Consider the following 15154-nt stretch of genomic DNA (forward strand, 5'->3'; position numbering starts at 1 on the left):
TCTGTGTAATAAATAAAGGGCGCTTAGATGTCCTGTCCACGGCACGGTACTCCCCCCGGGCCAATGCGTGAAAGCGTAAAAAAAGCACAAATACTCAGGAGCACTCTCAATTATGTTTAAGAATGCATTTGCTAACCTGCAAAAGGTCGGTAAATCGCTGATGCTGCCAGTATCCGTACTGCCTATCGCAGGTATCCTGCTGGGTGTCGGTTCTGCTAACTTCAGCTGGCTGCCAGCCGTAGTGTCCCATGTGATGGCCGAAGCAGGCGGTTCTGTCTTTGCTAACATGCCACTGATCTTCGCGATCGGTGTGGCTCTGGGCTTCACCAATAACGACGGCGTATCTGCGCTGGCTGCAGTGGTTGCTTACGGCATCATGGTGAAAACCATGGCTGTGGTTGCGCCGCTGGTTCTGCATTTACCGGCAGAAGAGATCGCCGCGAAACACCTGGCGGACACCGGTGTTCTGGGCGGTATCATTTCCGGTGCGATTGCAGCGTACATGTTCAACCGCTTCTATCGCATCAAGCTGCCTGAGTACCTGGGCTTCTTCGCGGGCAAGCGTTTCGTTCCGATCATCTCTGGTCTGGCAGCGATTTTCACTGGCGTGATCCTGTCCTTCATCTGGCCACCAATCGGCTCCGCTATCCAGACCTTCTCTCAGTGGGCTGCTTACCAGAACCCGGTTGTGGCGTTTGGTATCTACGGCTTCATCGAGCGTTGCCTGGTGCCATTCGGTCTGCACCACATCTGGAACGTTCCATTCCAGATGCAGATTGGTGAATTCACCAACGCAGCAGGCCAGGTATTCCACGGCGATATCCCACGTTACATGGCGGGTGACCCAACTGCAGGTAAACTGTCTGGTGGCTTCCTGTTCAAAATGTACGGTCTGCCAGCAGCGGCGATTGCTATCTGGCACTCTGCTAAGCCAGAGAACCGTGCAAAAGTGGGCGGTATCATGATCTCCGCAGCGCTGACCTCGTTCCTGACCGGTATCACCGAGCCGATCGAGTTCTCCTTCATGTTCGTTGCGCCGATCCTGTACGTTATCCACGCGATTCTGGCGGGCCTGGCGTTCCCAATCTGTATTCTGCTGGGTATGCGTGACGGTACGTCCTTCTCTCACGGTCTGATCGACTTCATCGTTCTGTCCGGTAACAGCAGCAAACTGTGGCTGTTCCCAATCGTGGGTGCGTGCTACGCCGTTGTTTACTACACCATCTTCCGCGTGCTGATTAAAGCACTGGACCTGAAAACCCCAGGCCGTGAAGATGCGACAGAAGACAGCAAAGCTGGCGCGACCAGCGAAATGGCTCCGGCACTGGTTGCCGCGTTCGGCGGTAAAGAGAACATCACTAACCTGGACGCGTGCATCACTCGTCTGCGTGTGAGCGTTGCCGACGTCGCGAAAGTAGACCAGCCGGGTCTGAAAAAACTGGGCGCAGCGGGCGTGGTTGTTGCAGGTTCTGGTGTACAGGCAATTTTCGGTACGAAATCCGATAACCTGAAAACCGAAATGGATGAATACATCCGCAACAACTAAGCTGTGACCTGGGGAGACTAAGGCAGCCGAATGGCTGCCTTTTTTATTTCTGTCTTAAAAAAATGCAGCAGCACGCTTTAACGGTCACTCTTCGTTCAGCTGATGAACATTCAGGAAAGAAATCGAGGGAGGAGGTTGAAAGGACAGGAGAAACTCGCTCATACTCTTGAATTGTGTCACGCACTCAACCAGAGCGTGTGTTAACAGCAATTGCTCGCGCCAGATTAAACAAAAAAGGAAAAGGTCATGGCTGAAGAAACGATTTTCAGTAAAATTATCCGTCGCGAAATCCCGTCGGATATCGTCTATCAGGATGAACTGGTAACGGCTTTCCGGGATATTTCCCCTCAGGCCCCGACGCACGTCCTTATCATTCCCAATATTCTGATTCCGACCGTAAACGACGTAAAAACCGAGCATGAAGTGGCGTTAGGTCGTATGCTGACGGTGGCCGCGAAAATCGCTGAACAGGAAGGCATTGCAGAAGACGGTTACCGTCTGATCATGAACTGCAACCGTCATGGTGGTCAGGAAGTTTATCATATTCACATGCATCTGCTGGGTGGACGTCCTCTGGGGCCGATGCTGGCACATAAAGGTCTTTGATATGCGTAAAGGGCGTATTGCAGCGCTGGTATTGACGATGATGATTGTGGGGTGCAGCTCGCGCCCGGCGATCCCCGTGAACGATGAACAGACGCTGGTGATGGAATCCTCCGTGCTTGCCGCGGGCATCACGGCGCAACAACCCGTGCTGACCATCAGTGAAATCAATTCCTCTGCCTCCTCTACGCTCTTTAATGAAAGACATGAACCCGTGACGGTCCACTACCGTTTTTTCTGGTATGACGTAAGAGGTCTTGAAATGCATCCGCTGGAGGCGCCGCGCAGCGTCACCATTCCGGCCAGATCGTCGGTAACGCTCTATGGCAGCGCCAACTATCTGGGTGCGCATAAGGTGAGACTTTATCTTTATCTCTAAGGGGTGAACCTTGATTAAAAACTTGAGCCGCTATGCGCTCGTGACAGCTTTCGCGCTGTTCCTGGCGGGGTGTGTGACCCGAACTGAACAGCCAGCGCCTGTGGAAGAGGCGAAACCGGGCACTGAACAGCCGACACAGCCAACGCAGCCGCAGCCAACCGTGCCGTCCGTACCGTCTATTCCGTCACAGCCTGGCCCGATTGAGCATCCTGACCAGACGTCGCAGCCCACGCCGCGCGTGCGCCATTACGACTGGAACGGCGCAATGCAGCCCATGGTCGGCAAAATGCTGCAGGCACAGGGCGTGACGGCAGGCAGCGTGTTGTTGGTCGATAGCGTGAACAACCGTACCAACGGTTCGCTGAACGCGGGTGAAGCGACGGAAACGCTGCGCAATGCGCTGGCAAACAACGGTAAGTTTACGCTGGTCTCGGCTCAGCAGCTCGCGGTAGCCAAACAGCAGCTGGGCCTGTCGCCGCAGGATAGCCTCGGCACACGCAGCAAGGCGATCGGCATTGCCCGTAACGTTGGCGCACAGTATGTGCTGTACTCTAACGCCACCGGTAACGTGAATACACCGGCCCTGCAGATGCAGCTGATGCTGGTTCAGACAGGCGAAATTATCTGGTCAGGTAAAGGTGCGGTTACGCAACAATGACAGCACGCGTGAAGAGATTCTGACGCGCTATTTTCCTCAGTACCGCCTTATCGCGCCGCAGGCCCACTCCGGGCTTGGCGGCGCGAGTTGCATTATAGCGCAGGGCGAACGACGTCTGGTCTTGCGGCAACATCACGACCCCTATGCGCCTGCCTCCCACTTCCGTCGTCAGTTTCGCGCCCTGAGGCGCCTTCCGTCAGATCTCGTGCCTGCCCCCCGTTTTTTCAGAGAGGGCTGGATGGCAGTCGACTATCTGGACGGTGACGTGAAAAGCGCGCTGCCGGACACGCCGACGCTCGCGGCAATGCTGTATCATCTGCACCGACAGCCACGTCTGGGATGGCGAATCACGTTATACCCGCTGCTTGAACGCTACTGGCAGCAGGCCGCGCCTGACAGACGCACTCCAGTGTGGCTGGCACATCTCAAGCGGTTGCGTAAAGCAGGCGAGCCGCAGCCGATTCGGCTATCGCCGCTGCACATGGATGTTCATGCCGGAAATATTGTGCATACGGCAGAGGGCATCAGGCTCATCGACTGGGAATACGCCGGAGATGGCGATGTGGCGCTGGAGCTGGCGGCAGTCTGGACGGAGAGTGACGACGCGCGGCAGAGGCTTATCAGGGACTACGCCGAGGTGGCGCACATTGACGCCGACGCGCTGAGGCGTCAGGTCAAACGCTGGCGGCCATGGGTCGTCATGTTAATGGCTGGCTGGTTTGAAATGCGCTATCAGCAGTCAAGAGACAAACATTTTATTGCGCTGGCAGACGATGCCTGGCGTCAGTTATAAACGAAAGGATAAGAGAGGTGGATGTGGGTCCAGTCATGTTGGATGTAGAAGGGTTTGAACTGGATGCGGAGGAGCGTGAAATTCTGGCGCATCCGCTGGTGGGGGGCCTGATCCTGTTTACCCGCAACTATCACGATCCGGCGCAGCTGCGCGAGCTGGTGCGCCAGATCCGCGCCGCGTCGCGCAACCATCTGGTGGTCGCCGTCGATCAGGAAGGCGGACGCGTGCAGCGTTTTCGGGAAGGGTTTACTCGCCTGCCGGCGGCCCAGTCTTTTGCCGCGCTGCTCGGCACGGAAGAGGGCGGGACACTGGCGCAGGAGGCCGGCTGGCTGATGGCCAGCGAAATGATTGCCATGGATATCGACATCAGTTTTGCCCCGGTGCTGGACGTGGGGCATATCAGCGCCGCCATTGGCGAGCGCTCCTACCATGACGATCCGCGCATTGCGCTGGCCATGGCGACCCGCTTCATTGACGGCATGCACGATGCCGGGATGAAAACCACCGGGAAACACTTCCCTGGCCACGGGGCGGTGACGGCGGACTCGCATAAAGAGACCCCGCGCGATCCGCGTCCGGAAGCAGAAATTCGCGCCAAAGATATGTCGGTGTTCAGGTCGCTTATCACCGACAACAAGCTGGATGCCATCATGCCGGCGCACGTGATTTACAGCGACGTTGACCCACGTCCTGCCAGCGGCTCTCCGCACTGGCTGAAAACCGTTTTGCGTCAGGAGCTGGGCTTCAATGGCGTGATCTTCTCTGACGATCTATCAATGGAAGGGGCGGCGATCATGGGCAGCTACGCTGAACGCGGTCAGGCGTCGCTGGATGCAGGTTGCGATATGATCCTGGTCTGCAATAATCGTAAAGGTGCCGTTAGCGTGCTGGATAACCTGTCGCCGATCAATGCAGAGCGTGTTACACAATTGTATCATAAAGGTTCATTTAGCCGTCAGGAGCTGATGGATTCGGCGCGCTGGAAGACGGTCAACGCCCGGCTTGAAGACCTGAATGAGCGCTGGCAGGCACATAAAGCCAGCCTGTAAACCCTCCCGGAAGGCGTAGCGTGGTGAGAAGACGATGATCATCTATTTACACGGTTTTGACTCAAACAGTCCTGGTAATCATGAGAAGGTGCTGCAGCTGCAGTTTATCGATCCGGATGTCCGGTTGATCAGCTACAGCACGCGCCATCCGAAGCATGATATGCAGCACCTGCTCAAAGAGGTGGACAAGATGTTGCAGCTCAACGTCGACGATCGGCCGTTGATTTGCGGCGTGGGGCTGGGCGGCTACTGGGCAGAGCGGATTGGCTTCCTGTGTGACATCCGTCAGGTGGTATTCAATCCCAACCTTTTCCCGAACGAAAACATGGAAGGCAAAATCGACCGCCCGGAAGAGTATGTCGATATTGCGACCAAGTGCGTCAGCAATTTTCGGGAGAAAAACCGTGACCGCTGCCTGGTGATCCTGTCGCGTAACGATGAGGCGCTCAACAGCCACCGGGCAGCAGAACTCCTGCATCATTACTATGAAATTGTCTGGGACGAAGAACAGACCCACAAGTTTAAGAATATCTCCCCGCATCTGCAGCGCATCAAAGCCTTTAAAACGCTGGGCTAAACCACAGCCTGCCACTTCAGAAACCCGGTCGCGAACGCGCACCGGGTTTCTTTTTGTCCAGAATTGTCTACTTTTAAGCCATCAAAACTTGATGCATATCAATTTTGGTATGACCAATGCGCCTGACGTGGTATTCTCAGTGCACCTGAATGGTTTCAGTGCTGTAACCTGTTGTTAATTAAGGGTTATTTTTATAACTTTTAATTAACAATTGGTTAATAATTTGAGGGGGTCACGTTGACTACGCCATTGAAAAAGATAGTGATTGTAGGCGGTGGTGCTGGCGGGCTGGAGCTGGCGACACAGTTGGGTAAGAAGCTGGGGCGCGGTAAAAAAGCCAAAATCACGCTGGTGGATCGTAACCACAGCCACCTGTGGAAACCGCTGCTGCACGAAGTAGCGACCGGCTCTCTGGACGAGGGCGTGGACGCGCTCAGCTATCTGGCACACGCGCGCAACCATCATTTCCAGTTCCAGCTGGGCTCGGTGGTGGACATCAACCGTGAAAGCAAAACCATCACTCTGGCAGAACTGCGTGATGAAAAAGGGGAGCTGTTGGTTCCTGAGCGCAAGCTGCCGTACGACACCCTGGTCATGGCGCTGGGCAGTACCTCCAACGACTTCAACACGCCGGGCGTGAAAGAGCACTGTATCTTCCTCGATAACCCGCACCAGGCGCGTCGTTTCCATCAGGAAATGCTGAACCTGTTCCTGAAGTACACCAGCAATATGGGTGCGAACGGTAAGGTCAATATCGCCATTGTCGGCGGCGGTGCGACGGGCGTTGAGCTGTCCGCTGAGCTGCACAATGCGGTGAAGCAGCTGCACAGCTACGGTTATAAAGGGTTAACGAACGAAGCGCTGAACGTCACGCTGGTCGAAGCCGGTGAACGCATTCTGCCTGCGCTGCCTCCGCGTATTTCCGGTGCGGCGCACAATGAACTCACCAAGCTGGGCGTGCGTGTGCTGACGCAGACCATGGTGACCAGCGCCGACGAAGGCGGCCTGCACACCAAAGACGGCGAGTATATCAAAGCGGATCTGATGGTCTGGGCGGCAGGTATCAAAGCGCCTGACTTTATGAAAGATATCGGCGGCCTGGAAACCAACCGCATTAATCAGCTGGTCACGGAGCCAACGCTGCAAACCACGCGTGACCCTGAAATCTTTGCTATCGGTGACTGTGCCTCCTGCGCCCGTCCTGAAGGTGGATTCGTGCCGCCGCGCGCCCAGGCTGCACACCAGATGGCAAGCCTGGTCCTGCACAACATTCTGGCGCAGTACAAAGGCAAGCCAATGAAGGCCTATGTTTACAAAGACCACGGTTCTCTGGTGTCTCTGTCAAACTTCTCAACCGTCGGCAGCCTGATGGGCAACCTGATGCGCGGCTCGATGATGGTAGAAGGGCGCATTGCCCGCTTCGTGTACATCTCCCTGTACCGTATGCACCAGATTGCGCTGCACGGCTACTTCAAAACCGGGCTGATGATGCTGGTGGGCAGAATCAACCGCGTGATCCGTCCGCGTCTGAAGCTGCACTAATCTTTCACTCCCTCCGGGCTCTCCGGAGGGAGTTTTTAGCATTTCATGCTGTAGATCACAGTTTGACTGCTTAAGAGTTCTCCTAAATAGAATATATCTCCTCGCTATGCCCCTTTTTTGATCCTTTATCTGATTGGCGAAGCCGTGCCTCCATTGCAAAATTGTTACCAATAGCAACAAAGGAGGAAGTCCCGTGAATAAATCAATGTTGGCGGGTATAGGGATTGGCGTCGCGGCTGCGTTAGGTGTGGCTGCCGTTGCCAGTCTCAACGTATTAGACCGCGGTCCGCAGTATGCGCAGGTGGTTTCTGCTACACCGATTAAAGAAACGGTAAAAACGCCTCGTCAGGAGTGCCGTAACGTCTCCGTGACGCATCGTCGTCCGGTGCAGGATGAAAACCGTATCGCCGGTTCTGTTCTGGGTGCGGTAGCGGGTGGCGTGATTGGTCACCAGTTTGGCGGCGGCCGGGGTAAAGATGTGGCGACCGTGGTCGGCGCGCTGGGTGGCGGCTATGCCGGTAACCAGGTGCAGGGCGCGATGCAGGATAACGATACCTACACCACGACTCAGCAACGCTGCAAAACCGTCTATGACAAGTCGGAAAAAATGCTGGGTTATGACGTGACGTACAAAATTGGCGATCAGCAGGGCAAAATCCGCATGGATAAAGACCCGGGCACGCAAATTCCGCTCGATGGAAATGGCCAGCTGGTTCTGAATAACAAAGTGTAAAAAAGATGTTCTCTGAATTTAGCTCCTCATGCGCTCAGGCTGAGGAGCTTTTTTTTGCTTCAGATTTTGAGTAGCTCAGGCCACAGCCGCAGCGTGGTGTCGCTAATATTCTGCAGTTTTTCCAGCGTTGCCCCTTCACGGGCGCTGATCGACATCCCCTGCAAAATACAGCTCAGGTATTGCGCCAGCAGCTGAGGGTTGCACTGTGCAGGGATTTCACCGCGCTGCTGCCGCTGAGCCAGAAAGGCGCTCAGCGTCTCCTCCTGCATGGCATGACGCGATTTCACCGTATTGGCAATCTCTTTCGAGGACGCCGCCAGGGTGGCAGAGGTGTTAATCATAAAGCAGCCCGCAGGCGTGTCCTTACTGGTGAAGCAGGTCGCGACGGCGGTGAAGTAATCCCGAAGCGCCTGTTCGACGCTTTTCTCTTCACAAAACAGCTGGGCTTCGTGTTTCGCCGCAAAGCGCGAAATGTATCTGTCCAGCACCGCCCTGAACAGCCCCTCTTTATTGGTAAATTCGGCATAGAGCGTCGGCGCTTTGGCGCCGGTGGCTTCTACCAGATCGGAAAGCGAGGTTGCTTCATACCCATGTTGCCAGAAGAGAGTCATGGCCTTATCAAGCGCTGCATCCCTGTCAAACACTTTTGGTCGGCCACGGCTTTTCTTTGCACAACTCGTGACGTCGGTTGTCATGTGCCGTTGGTCCTCTGTTGGTTTGTTGAATGACCATTATAAAAATAAACGCAAGTCACCACCAGCGCTGAATGCTTAAAAATAAATTAATCATATGAGTATGAAAAATAACGACTTTAAAATTAAGTTAATGACCATTATAAAATTATGTTGACGTGTGAGATGGATCACATTTATTATTTACCTATCGATCGTTAACTAAATAGCTAACGACCTCCAAATTCATCTGCTAAAGGTAAACATCATGAAAAACGTAAAAACCCTCATCGCTGCTGCTGTCCTGAGTTCACTCTCTTTCGCAAGCTTTGCGGCTGTACAGGTACAGTCCACCCCGGTCGATCAGCATAAAGTCGGCACGATCTCTGCCTCTGCCGGGACTAACCTGGGTTCACTGGAAGATCAGCTGGCGCAAAAAGCGCAAGAGATGGGTGCAAAATCTTACCGCATCACCTCTGTGACCGGTCCTAACACCCTGCACGGCACCGCCGTCATCTATAAATAAGCCGGGCATAAACCCTCATTTATGCCACTGCAATAAAAAACGCCCTGCTAAGCAGGGCGTTTTTTTATTTATGATTTACATCGATTGCTGGATGACATCGTGATGCCGGGTGACGTCGGTCGGCATGCCTGAGCGGGCCTCCATTGCGCGCTCCATCACCTCGCTGTTGGTATTCGCATTCGTTTTAAAGCTTACCATCGCGGCATTCAGGTTAATGGGCAGCGTCTGCGGGTCATCGCCAATGTTTTTCGACAGCGGCTGGTGAATTTCAACCAGCCGCACGCCGCCCGGCTCCTCAGAAAACTTGATCGGCGTATTGATGATATTCACTTTGGTACCCGGCGTAACGACGTTAAACAGCGTTTTGATATCGTCATCGCGCAGACGAATGCAGCCGGAGCTGACGCGCATGCCGATGCCAAAGTCCGCATTCGTTCCGTGCAGCAGGTAAACGCCGCCGTAGGCCGCCAGACGGATCGCGTGGTGACCCATCGGGTTATCCGGGCCTGCTGGCACCACGGCTGGAAGATCGATGCCCTGAGCTTTATAACGGGCACGAATATTGGCCGTTGGTGTCCAGGTTGGATTCGCGCGTTTATCCGAGACGGTCGTGACCATCGTCGGCGTCAGGGTGTCGCCGCCCAGCTGACCAATACCAATCGGGTAGACGGTCACCTCATTTTTACCCGGCGGGTAATAGTACAGACGCAGCTCCGCCAGATTTATGACGATCCCCTCACGCGGAGCGTCCGGCAGGATAGTCTGTAACGGGATAGTCAATACGCTGCCCGCGCGCGGGACGTAGGGGTCGACGCCAGGGTTCGCCTGCAGCAGGGCCAGAAAACCAACGTTATATTTTTTGGCAATGGCTTCCAGCGAACCGCCATTATTTTCAACCACATGAAAGCGGTTTTCCCCCACCACCTTGCTGCCGGGCGGAGGAAGGTGCCAGGTATTTGCGCGAGCGGGAAGCGCAACCGCAACGGTGGCTGCCAGCGCAAACAGGGTTAACCAGCGAGAAATACGCGAAGAGGTCATCATCACCATAATCCATGCAAATGATAAGGTTATTGTTTTATAAGGCGTTAACGATAATTATGGCGAATGGGTGTGTCGGGAAGATCGGGTGAAGTGCAAAGAGTTTGTAAATTGTCCCCCGTTAGCGCTGGGCTAACGGGGGAAGGGAGGTCAGGCGATCGCGTTCTCTTCCAGCTGGCGCATAAAGTTACGCACCCAGTCCATGCGGGTTTTGCGCTCCGTCAGCTCCTGGGTAAATTTCAGACGCGTTGGGCCATCCAGACGGAAATGCTGCGGCTGTTTTTGCAGCAGACCGATGAGCCACATCGGGTTGACGTGGTTCTTCTCGGCGAACTCAATCACGCCGCCTTTTTCGTTGCCTTCAAGCTTGCGAATGCCCAGCTTCTGCGCCTGCTGGCGCAGGCGCGCGATATCCAGCAGATTTCGCGCCGCATCGGGCAGCAGACCAAAGCGGTCGATCAGCTCAACCTTAATCTCTTCCAGCTCGCTTTCCGTCTTCGCGCTGGCGATGCGCTTGTAGAACGACAGTCGGGTATTCACGTCCGGAATGAAATCATCCGGCAGCAGGGAAGGCATACGCAACTCGACCTCGGTCTGCTGGCTGGTGAGATCTTCCAGCGACGGCTCGCGCCCGGCCTTCAGGGCATCAACCGCGTTTTCCAGCAGTTCCATATAGAGCGAGAAGCCGATGGTCTCCATCGAGCCGCTCTGGTCCTCACCCAGCAGTTCACCGGCACCGCGGATCTCGAGATCGTGCGTGGCCAGCGCGAAGCCTGCACCGAGGTCTTCCAGCGAGGCGATGGCTTCCAGACGCTTCTGCGCATCGGTGGTCATCGCTTTCGGATGCGGCGTCAGCAGCCAGGCGTAGGCCTGATGGTGCGAACGCCCGACGCGGCCGCGCAGCTGGTGAAGCTGCGCCAGGCCAAAGTGATCCGCACGTTCAATGATGATGGTGTTCGCCGTCGGAATGTCGATCCCGGTTTCGATGATGGTGGTACACACCAGCACGTTAAAGCGCTGATGGTGGAAGTCGTTCATCACCCGTTCCAGCTCGCGCTCGCGCATCTGCCCGTGACCGATAGCAATGCGCGCTTCCGGCACCAGCTCCGCCAGCCTGTCGGCCGCTTTCTGGATGTTTTCCACGTCGTTGTACAGGTAATAGACCTGACCCCCGCGCAGCACTTCACGCAGAATGGCCTCTCGCACCACCAGATTATCGTATTCGCGGACGAAGGTTTTTACCGCCAGACGGCGCGCCGGCGGCGTGGCGATAATCGACAGATCGCGCATGCCGCTCATCGCCATGTTCAGGGTGCGCGGGATCGGCGTCGCGGTCAGGGTCAGGATATCGACGTCGGCGCGCATCGCTTTGATGCGTTCCTTATGACGCACCCCGAAGCGGTGCTCTTCGTCGACGATCAGCAGCCCCAAATCTTTCCACTTCACGTCGCTTTGCAGGAGCTTGTGGGTGCCGATCAGAATATCGATCTTGCCTTCGCTGGCCTGCTCCAGGATCTGTGTCTGCTCTTTGGCGCTGCGAAAACGTGACAGCATCTCGATGCGTACCGGCCAGTTGGCGAAGCGGTCGCGGAAGTTGTCGAAATGCTGCTGAGCGAGCAGGGTGGTTGGCACCAGCACCGCCACCTGCTTGTTGTTTTCCACCGCAAGGAAGGCGGCGCGCATCGCCACTTCGGTTTTGCCGAAGCCGACGTCGCCGCACACTAAACGGTCCATCGCCAGCGGCTGGCACATGTCGCTCAGCACGGCGTTAATAGCCTGAGCCTGATCCGGCGTGGTTTCAAACGGGAAGCTGTCGCAGAACAGCTGATACTGTTCCTTATCATGCTTAAAGGCGAAGCCCTCTTTGGCCGCGCGCTGGGCGTAGATATCCAGCAGCTCGGCGGCCACGTCGCGCACTTTTTCCGCGGCCTTCTGGCGCGCGCGCGCCCAGGCGTCGCCGCCCAGCTTGTGCAGCGGCGCGTTCTCTTCGGCACCGCCCGCGTAGCGGCTGATCAGATGCAGGGACGACACCGGGACATACAGTTTGGCGTCGTTAGCGTAGGTCAGCATCAGGTATTCACCTTTAATGCCGCCCGCCTCGAGCGTGGTCATGCCCTGATAGCGCCCAACGCCATGCTCCAGGTGCACAATCGGCTGGCCCGGATGCAGCTCGGCCAGGTTGCGGATCAGCGTGTCCGGGTTGATGGTTCGACGGCTGTCCTGACGACGGCGCGCGACGCGCTCGCCCAGCAGGTCGCTTTCGCAAATCAGCGCCAGGTTGTTGAGCGTGTCGATGTACCCATGCTCGGCGGCGCCAATCATCAGGTAACGGCCGTTTCCGGTCGCTTCGCTCAGGCGCAGGATGCGCTTCGGCGCCACCTTAATGCGTCCCAGCAGCTCACCTAACGCTTCGCGACGGCCTTCACTCTCAACGGAGAACACCACCGGGCCGGTAAAGGACTCCAGGAACTTGCGCAGATTATCCAGCGGGGATTTCTGCTGCGCCTGGACGGCCAGGTCCGGCAGCGTCCGGAAGGCGAGGTTGGTGTTCGCGGCCTTGTCGGCAAGCGAATCGGTTTTCAGCTGCATCCGCGGCCAGCGCTTCAGCTCGGCGTTGAGCTCGTCGGTACGCAGCCACAGCGCCTCCGGCGGCAGCAGCGGACGCATCGGGTCAACGCCCCGGTTTTCGAAGCGAGCGCGGGTTTCGCTTTCAAAGCGGCTGGCGCTGGCGTCGATATCCCCGGTGTTAACAATCAGGGTATTCGCCGGGAAGTAGCTGAACAGGGCAGGGAGCGGCTCGCTGAAGAACAGCGGCTGCCAGTATTCGATCCCGGCAGGCAGCGTGCCTTTGCTGACCTGCTGATAAATATGTTCCGCGTCGCGCTTCACCTCGAACTTATCGCGCCACTGGCTGCGGAACAGTTCGATAGCGGTTTTGTCCGTCGGGAACTCATGTGCGGGCAGTAAATTGATGGACTCGACCTCCTCCAGCGTGCGCTGCGTATCGGCGTCGAAGACGCGCAGGCTGTCGATTTCATCATCGAAAAAGTCCAGACGATACGGCTGGTCGCTGCCCATCGGGTAAAGGTCGAGCAGCGCGCCGCGGGTCGCATATTCCCCGTGCTCCATCACCTGATCCACGTGGCGATACCCGGCGCCGTCAAGCTGCGCCCGCAGGGCATCACGGGACAGGCGCTGACCTTTTTTCATTACCAGCGCGTGACCGTGCAGGTAGCTGTGCGGACAGACGCGCTGCATCAGGGTATTCACCGGCACAATCAGCACGCCGCGCTGCATGGTCGGGAGTTGATACAGCGTCGACAGGCGCGAGGAGATGATCTCCTGGTGCGGAGAGAAGCTGTCATAGGGCAGCGTTTCCCAGTCGGCCAGGCTGAACACCAGATTATCGGTGAACTGGCGAATTTCATCGTGCAGGCGCAGGGCGTTTTGCATATCCGGGGCAACCAGGATCACCGGGCCAGGATGACGCTCAGCAATTTCCGCCACCAGCGTGGCGCACGCTGCGCCCGTGAGTTCACCCAGCTGGCGCTGGTCGCCCGCTTTGACAGGCAAGGAATAACGATAGTGTTCAGGCATGGCTATGTCAGAGTCCCTTATGGATATACCAACAGTATTGGGGCATATCACTGATACGCAATGTCTTTATTATCCTCGATCGTTTTACATAAGCAAATCGGAACCGCACGGCGGGGTTATACGCCCCCGAAAGGGGGCGGAGAGGGCATTAACGGGTGGTCGGCGAGAGCGTAAGCGTCGAAGGCGGAGAAAAGAAAATGTCCCCGAACAGCGCGGTGGAGAGTTTACGCACCCCCAGCCCGGCCAGGGTACAGATAAGCAGGCTGGCAAACGGGTAGACCAGAATTAAGGTGAGTTCGGCCCAGACCGGCCAGTAAGCGGCATTCATCTCGCCAATCAGGAACAGGCTAAAGGCCTCAATGAGGATGCGGTGGGTGGTATAAATCGCAATGGTATTGGAGCCAATCACGTTCAGCAGGTTGTCAGGGTGAACGGCATAGCGCTGCTCAACGCTGTAGAACAGCTTCATGATCAGCACAATCGACAGCAAGGAGAGCAGCAGCGGAACGTTAGCAAACCACAGCACCACGGAGACGGCGGCGAAAGCGCCCGTTGCCAGCCAGGTGCGGCGAAGGTTTAGATTTTTCATCCATGCCATCAGCTCAGCGCCATACCACGCCCCGAGGCTGTAGTAGATCATGTTGCGTACCACGCTGTTCATTCCCCACCACGGCAGCGGCAGGAAGTTGATCGCGATGCTTGCCAGCGCCAGCAGTCCCAGCATCGGCAGCTTCCAGCGGCTCAGCAGTTTACACAACGTGAAGTAGACCACCAGGGCATACAGATACCACAGGCTGGTGCTGGCGGTGAGCATCCCTTGCACAAATCCCAGGAGCGAATCGGCGTAGGCCGCGTTTGATGAGGTGGCAACCTCGCGATCGGGCGCCAGCCAGGCGTTCAGGTGGGTCAGCGCCTGCCATTGCAGAATCCCCCACAGCGCCAGAACCCAGACAATGCTCCAGATTCGCTTGTCGAGGCTGGTTCGCCAGTCCACCTCGTCAATATAACGACGGATCAGATAGCCGGAGATAAAGAAAAAGACCGGCATACGGAAGGGGGCGAGATAGAGATTAAAATAGATCCAGCATTTGGCGAGAAGGCCAGAGAGGGGGTGTTGCAGCCCCATCAGGTGCGGATAAAACGTGATAACTGAATGGTAGATAACCACCAGGCAGATGCACAGCCCTTTTATCTGGTTAATCCATAATGCTTTTTGCTTCATTGTTCGCAACTACCTTATTGCCATAGACGAACGAGCAATTGTTGTTAAACGAAACCGGGCTGTAATGGGTAACAGTCTGTATCAGGAGGTTTTTCGGAAAAGGTGGAGGTTACGAGGTGCGGTTTCAGATATTAGTATCCTGATTTATCTGAATTTTTTGGAAAAATGATTACCAAAGCTTACGGTTTCAGTCATTTACGCTTAACGGATTCGCTTATAT

The 15154-nt window shown here is 56.1% G+C and carries 14 protein-coding genes; 10 read left to right on the top strand and 4 right to left on the bottom strand.

Annotated features, from left to right (window positions below; genetic code table 11):
• Nucleotides 1–112 precede the first annotated feature (112 nt).
• From ptsG to PI91_RS11145, 9 genes are all read left to right on the top strand, one after another.
• Nucleotides 113–1546, top strand: coding sequence for a PTS glucose transporter subunit IIBC (gene ptsG / locus PI91_RS11105; protein ID WP_008500788.1), 1434 nt, complete (start codon nucleotides 113–115; stop codon nucleotides 1544–1546).
• A 246-nt stretch (nucleotides 1547–1792) separates the two neighbouring features.
• On the top strand, nucleotides 1793–2152 hold the full coding sequence (hinT, locus tag PI91_RS11110; protein ID WP_008500786.1) for a purine nucleoside phosphoramidase: 360 nt from the start codon (nucleotides 1793–1795) through the stop codon (nucleotides 2150–2152).
• A gap of 1 nt (nucleotide 2153) precedes the next feature.
• The gene (locus PI91_RS11115; RefSeq protein WP_008500785.1) at nucleotides 2154–2528 is read left to right on the top strand and encodes a YcfL family protein; all 375 of its coding nucleotides are present in this window, start codon (nucleotides 2154–2156) and stop codon (nucleotides 2526–2528) included.
• Nucleotides 2529–2538: 10 nt separating this feature from the next.
• Nucleotides 2539–3186 carry a penicillin-binding protein activator LpoB gene (gene lpoB / locus PI91_RS11120; protein WP_008500784.1) on the top strand — a complete coding sequence of 216 codons (648 nt, stop codon included), beginning with the start codon at nucleotides 2539–2541 and terminating at the stop codon, nucleotides 3184–3186.
• Complete coding sequence (gene thiK, locus PI91_RS11125; protein WP_039266137.1) at nucleotides 3167–3979, top strand: thiamine kinase; 813 nt, start codon at nucleotides 3167–3169, stop codon at nucleotides 3977–3979. Before lpoB ends, thiK begins: the two co-directional genes overlap by 20 nt.
• A 23-nt stretch (nucleotides 3980–4002) precedes the next feature.
• The gene (nagZ, locus tag PI91_RS11130; protein WP_025911802.1) at nucleotides 4003–5028 is read left to right on the top strand and encodes a beta-N-acetylhexosaminidase; all 1026 of its coding nucleotides are present in this window, start codon (nucleotides 4003–4005) and stop codon (nucleotides 5026–5028) included.
• 34 nt (nucleotides 5029–5062) lie between these two features.
• Nucleotides 5063–5605 (top strand): alpha/beta hydrolase YcfP, encoded by a 543-nt coding sequence (gene ycfP, locus PI91_RS11135; RefSeq protein ID WP_008500781.1) that lies wholly within the window; start codon nucleotides 5063–5065, stop codon nucleotides 5603–5605.
• Nucleotides 5606–5842: 237 nt separating this feature from the next.
• A complete protein-coding gene (locus tag PI91_RS11140; protein ID WP_008500780.1) occupies nucleotides 5843–7147 on the top strand; it encodes an NAD(P)/FAD-dependent oxidoreductase in 1305 nt (434 codons plus the stop codon).
• Nucleotides 7148–7340: 193 nt separating this feature from the next.
• Nucleotides 7341–7880 (top strand): glycine zipper 2TM domain-containing protein, encoded by a 540-nt coding sequence (locus PI91_RS11145; RefSeq protein WP_008500779.1) that lies wholly within the window; start codon nucleotides 7341–7343, stop codon nucleotides 7878–7880.
• 59 nt (nucleotides 7881–7939) lie between these two features.
• On the opposite strand, the gene comR is transcribed toward PI91_RS11145, so the two are convergent.
• Complete coding sequence (comR, locus tag PI91_RS11150; RefSeq protein WP_008500778.1) at nucleotides 7940–8575, bottom strand: TetR family copper-responsive transcriptional repressor ComR; 636 nt, start codon at nucleotides 8573–8575, stop codon at nucleotides 7940–7942.
• Nucleotides 8576–8819: 244 nt separating this feature from the next.
• On the opposite strand from comR, the gene bhsA reads away from it, so the two are divergent.
• Nucleotides 8820–9077 carry a multiple stress resistance protein BhsA gene (bhsA, locus tag PI91_RS11155; protein WP_008500777.1) on the top strand — a complete coding sequence of 86 codons (258 nt, stop codon included), beginning with the start codon at nucleotides 8820–8822 and terminating at the stop codon, nucleotides 9075–9077.
• 75 nt (nucleotides 9078–9152) lie between these two features.
• On the opposite strand, the gene PI91_RS11160 is transcribed toward bhsA, so the two are convergent.
• From PI91_RS11160 to PI91_RS11170, 3 genes are all read right to left on the bottom strand, one after another.
• Nucleotides 9153–10118 (bottom strand): L,D-transpeptidase family protein, encoded by a 966-nt coding sequence (locus PI91_RS11160; RefSeq protein WP_039266138.1) that lies wholly within the window; start codon nucleotides 10116–10118, stop codon nucleotides 9153–9155.
• A gap of 147 nt (nucleotides 10119–10265) precedes the next feature.
• Complete coding sequence (mfd, locus tag PI91_RS11165; RefSeq protein ID WP_039266139.1) at nucleotides 10266–13712, bottom strand: transcription-repair coupling factor; 3447 nt, start codon at nucleotides 13710–13712, stop codon at nucleotides 10266–10268.
• Between the two features lie 148 nt (nucleotides 13713–13860).
• A complete protein-coding gene (locus tag PI91_RS11170; protein WP_039266140.1) occupies nucleotides 13861–14934 on the bottom strand; it encodes an acyltransferase family protein in 1074 nt (357 codons plus the stop codon).
• Between the last annotated feature and the right edge of the window lie 220 nt (nucleotides 14935–15154).

Origin of the sequence: Enterobacter sp. FB (assembly GCF_000805795.1) — a bacterium.
Taxonomy (GTDB): Bacteria; Pseudomonadota; Gammaproteobacteria; order Enterobacterales; family Enterobacteriaceae; genus Enterobacter; species Enterobacter roggenkampii.

Bases quoted from the DNA above. Each gene is read 5' to 3' on its own strand.
- ptsG (WP_008500788.1), top strand. From the start codon at position 113: ATGTTTAAGAATGCATTTGCTAACCTGCAAAAGGTCGGTAAATCGCTG.
- hinT (WP_008500786.1), top strand. From the start codon at position 1,793: ATGGCTGAAGAAACGATTTTCAGTAAAATTATCCGTCGCGAAATCCCG.
- PI91_RS11115 (WP_008500785.1), top strand. From the start codon at position 2,154: ATGCGTAAAGGGCGTATTGCAGCGCTGGTATTGACGATGATGATTGTG.
- ycfP (WP_008500781.1), top strand. From the start codon at position 5,063: ATGATCATCTATTTACACGGTTTTGACTCAAACAGTCCTGGTAATCAT.
- comR (WP_008500778.1), bottom strand. From the start codon at position 8,575: ATGACAACCGACGTCACGAGTTGTGCAAAGAAAAGCCGTGGCCGACCA.
- bhsA (WP_008500777.1), top strand. From the start codon at position 8,820: ATGAAAAACGTAAAAACCCTCATCGCTGCTGCTGTCCTGAGTTCACTC.
- PI91_RS11160 (WP_039266138.1), bottom strand. From the start codon at position 10,118: ATGATGACCTCTTCGCGTATTTCTCGCTGGTTAACCCTGTTTGCGCTG.
- mfd (WP_039266139.1), bottom strand. From the start codon at position 13,712: ATGCCTGAACACTATCGTTATTCCTTGCCTGTCAAAGCGGGCGACCAG.
- PI91_RS11170 (WP_039266140.1), bottom strand. From the start codon at position 14,934: ATGAAGCAAAAAGCATTATGGATTAACCAGATAAAAGGGCTGTGCATC.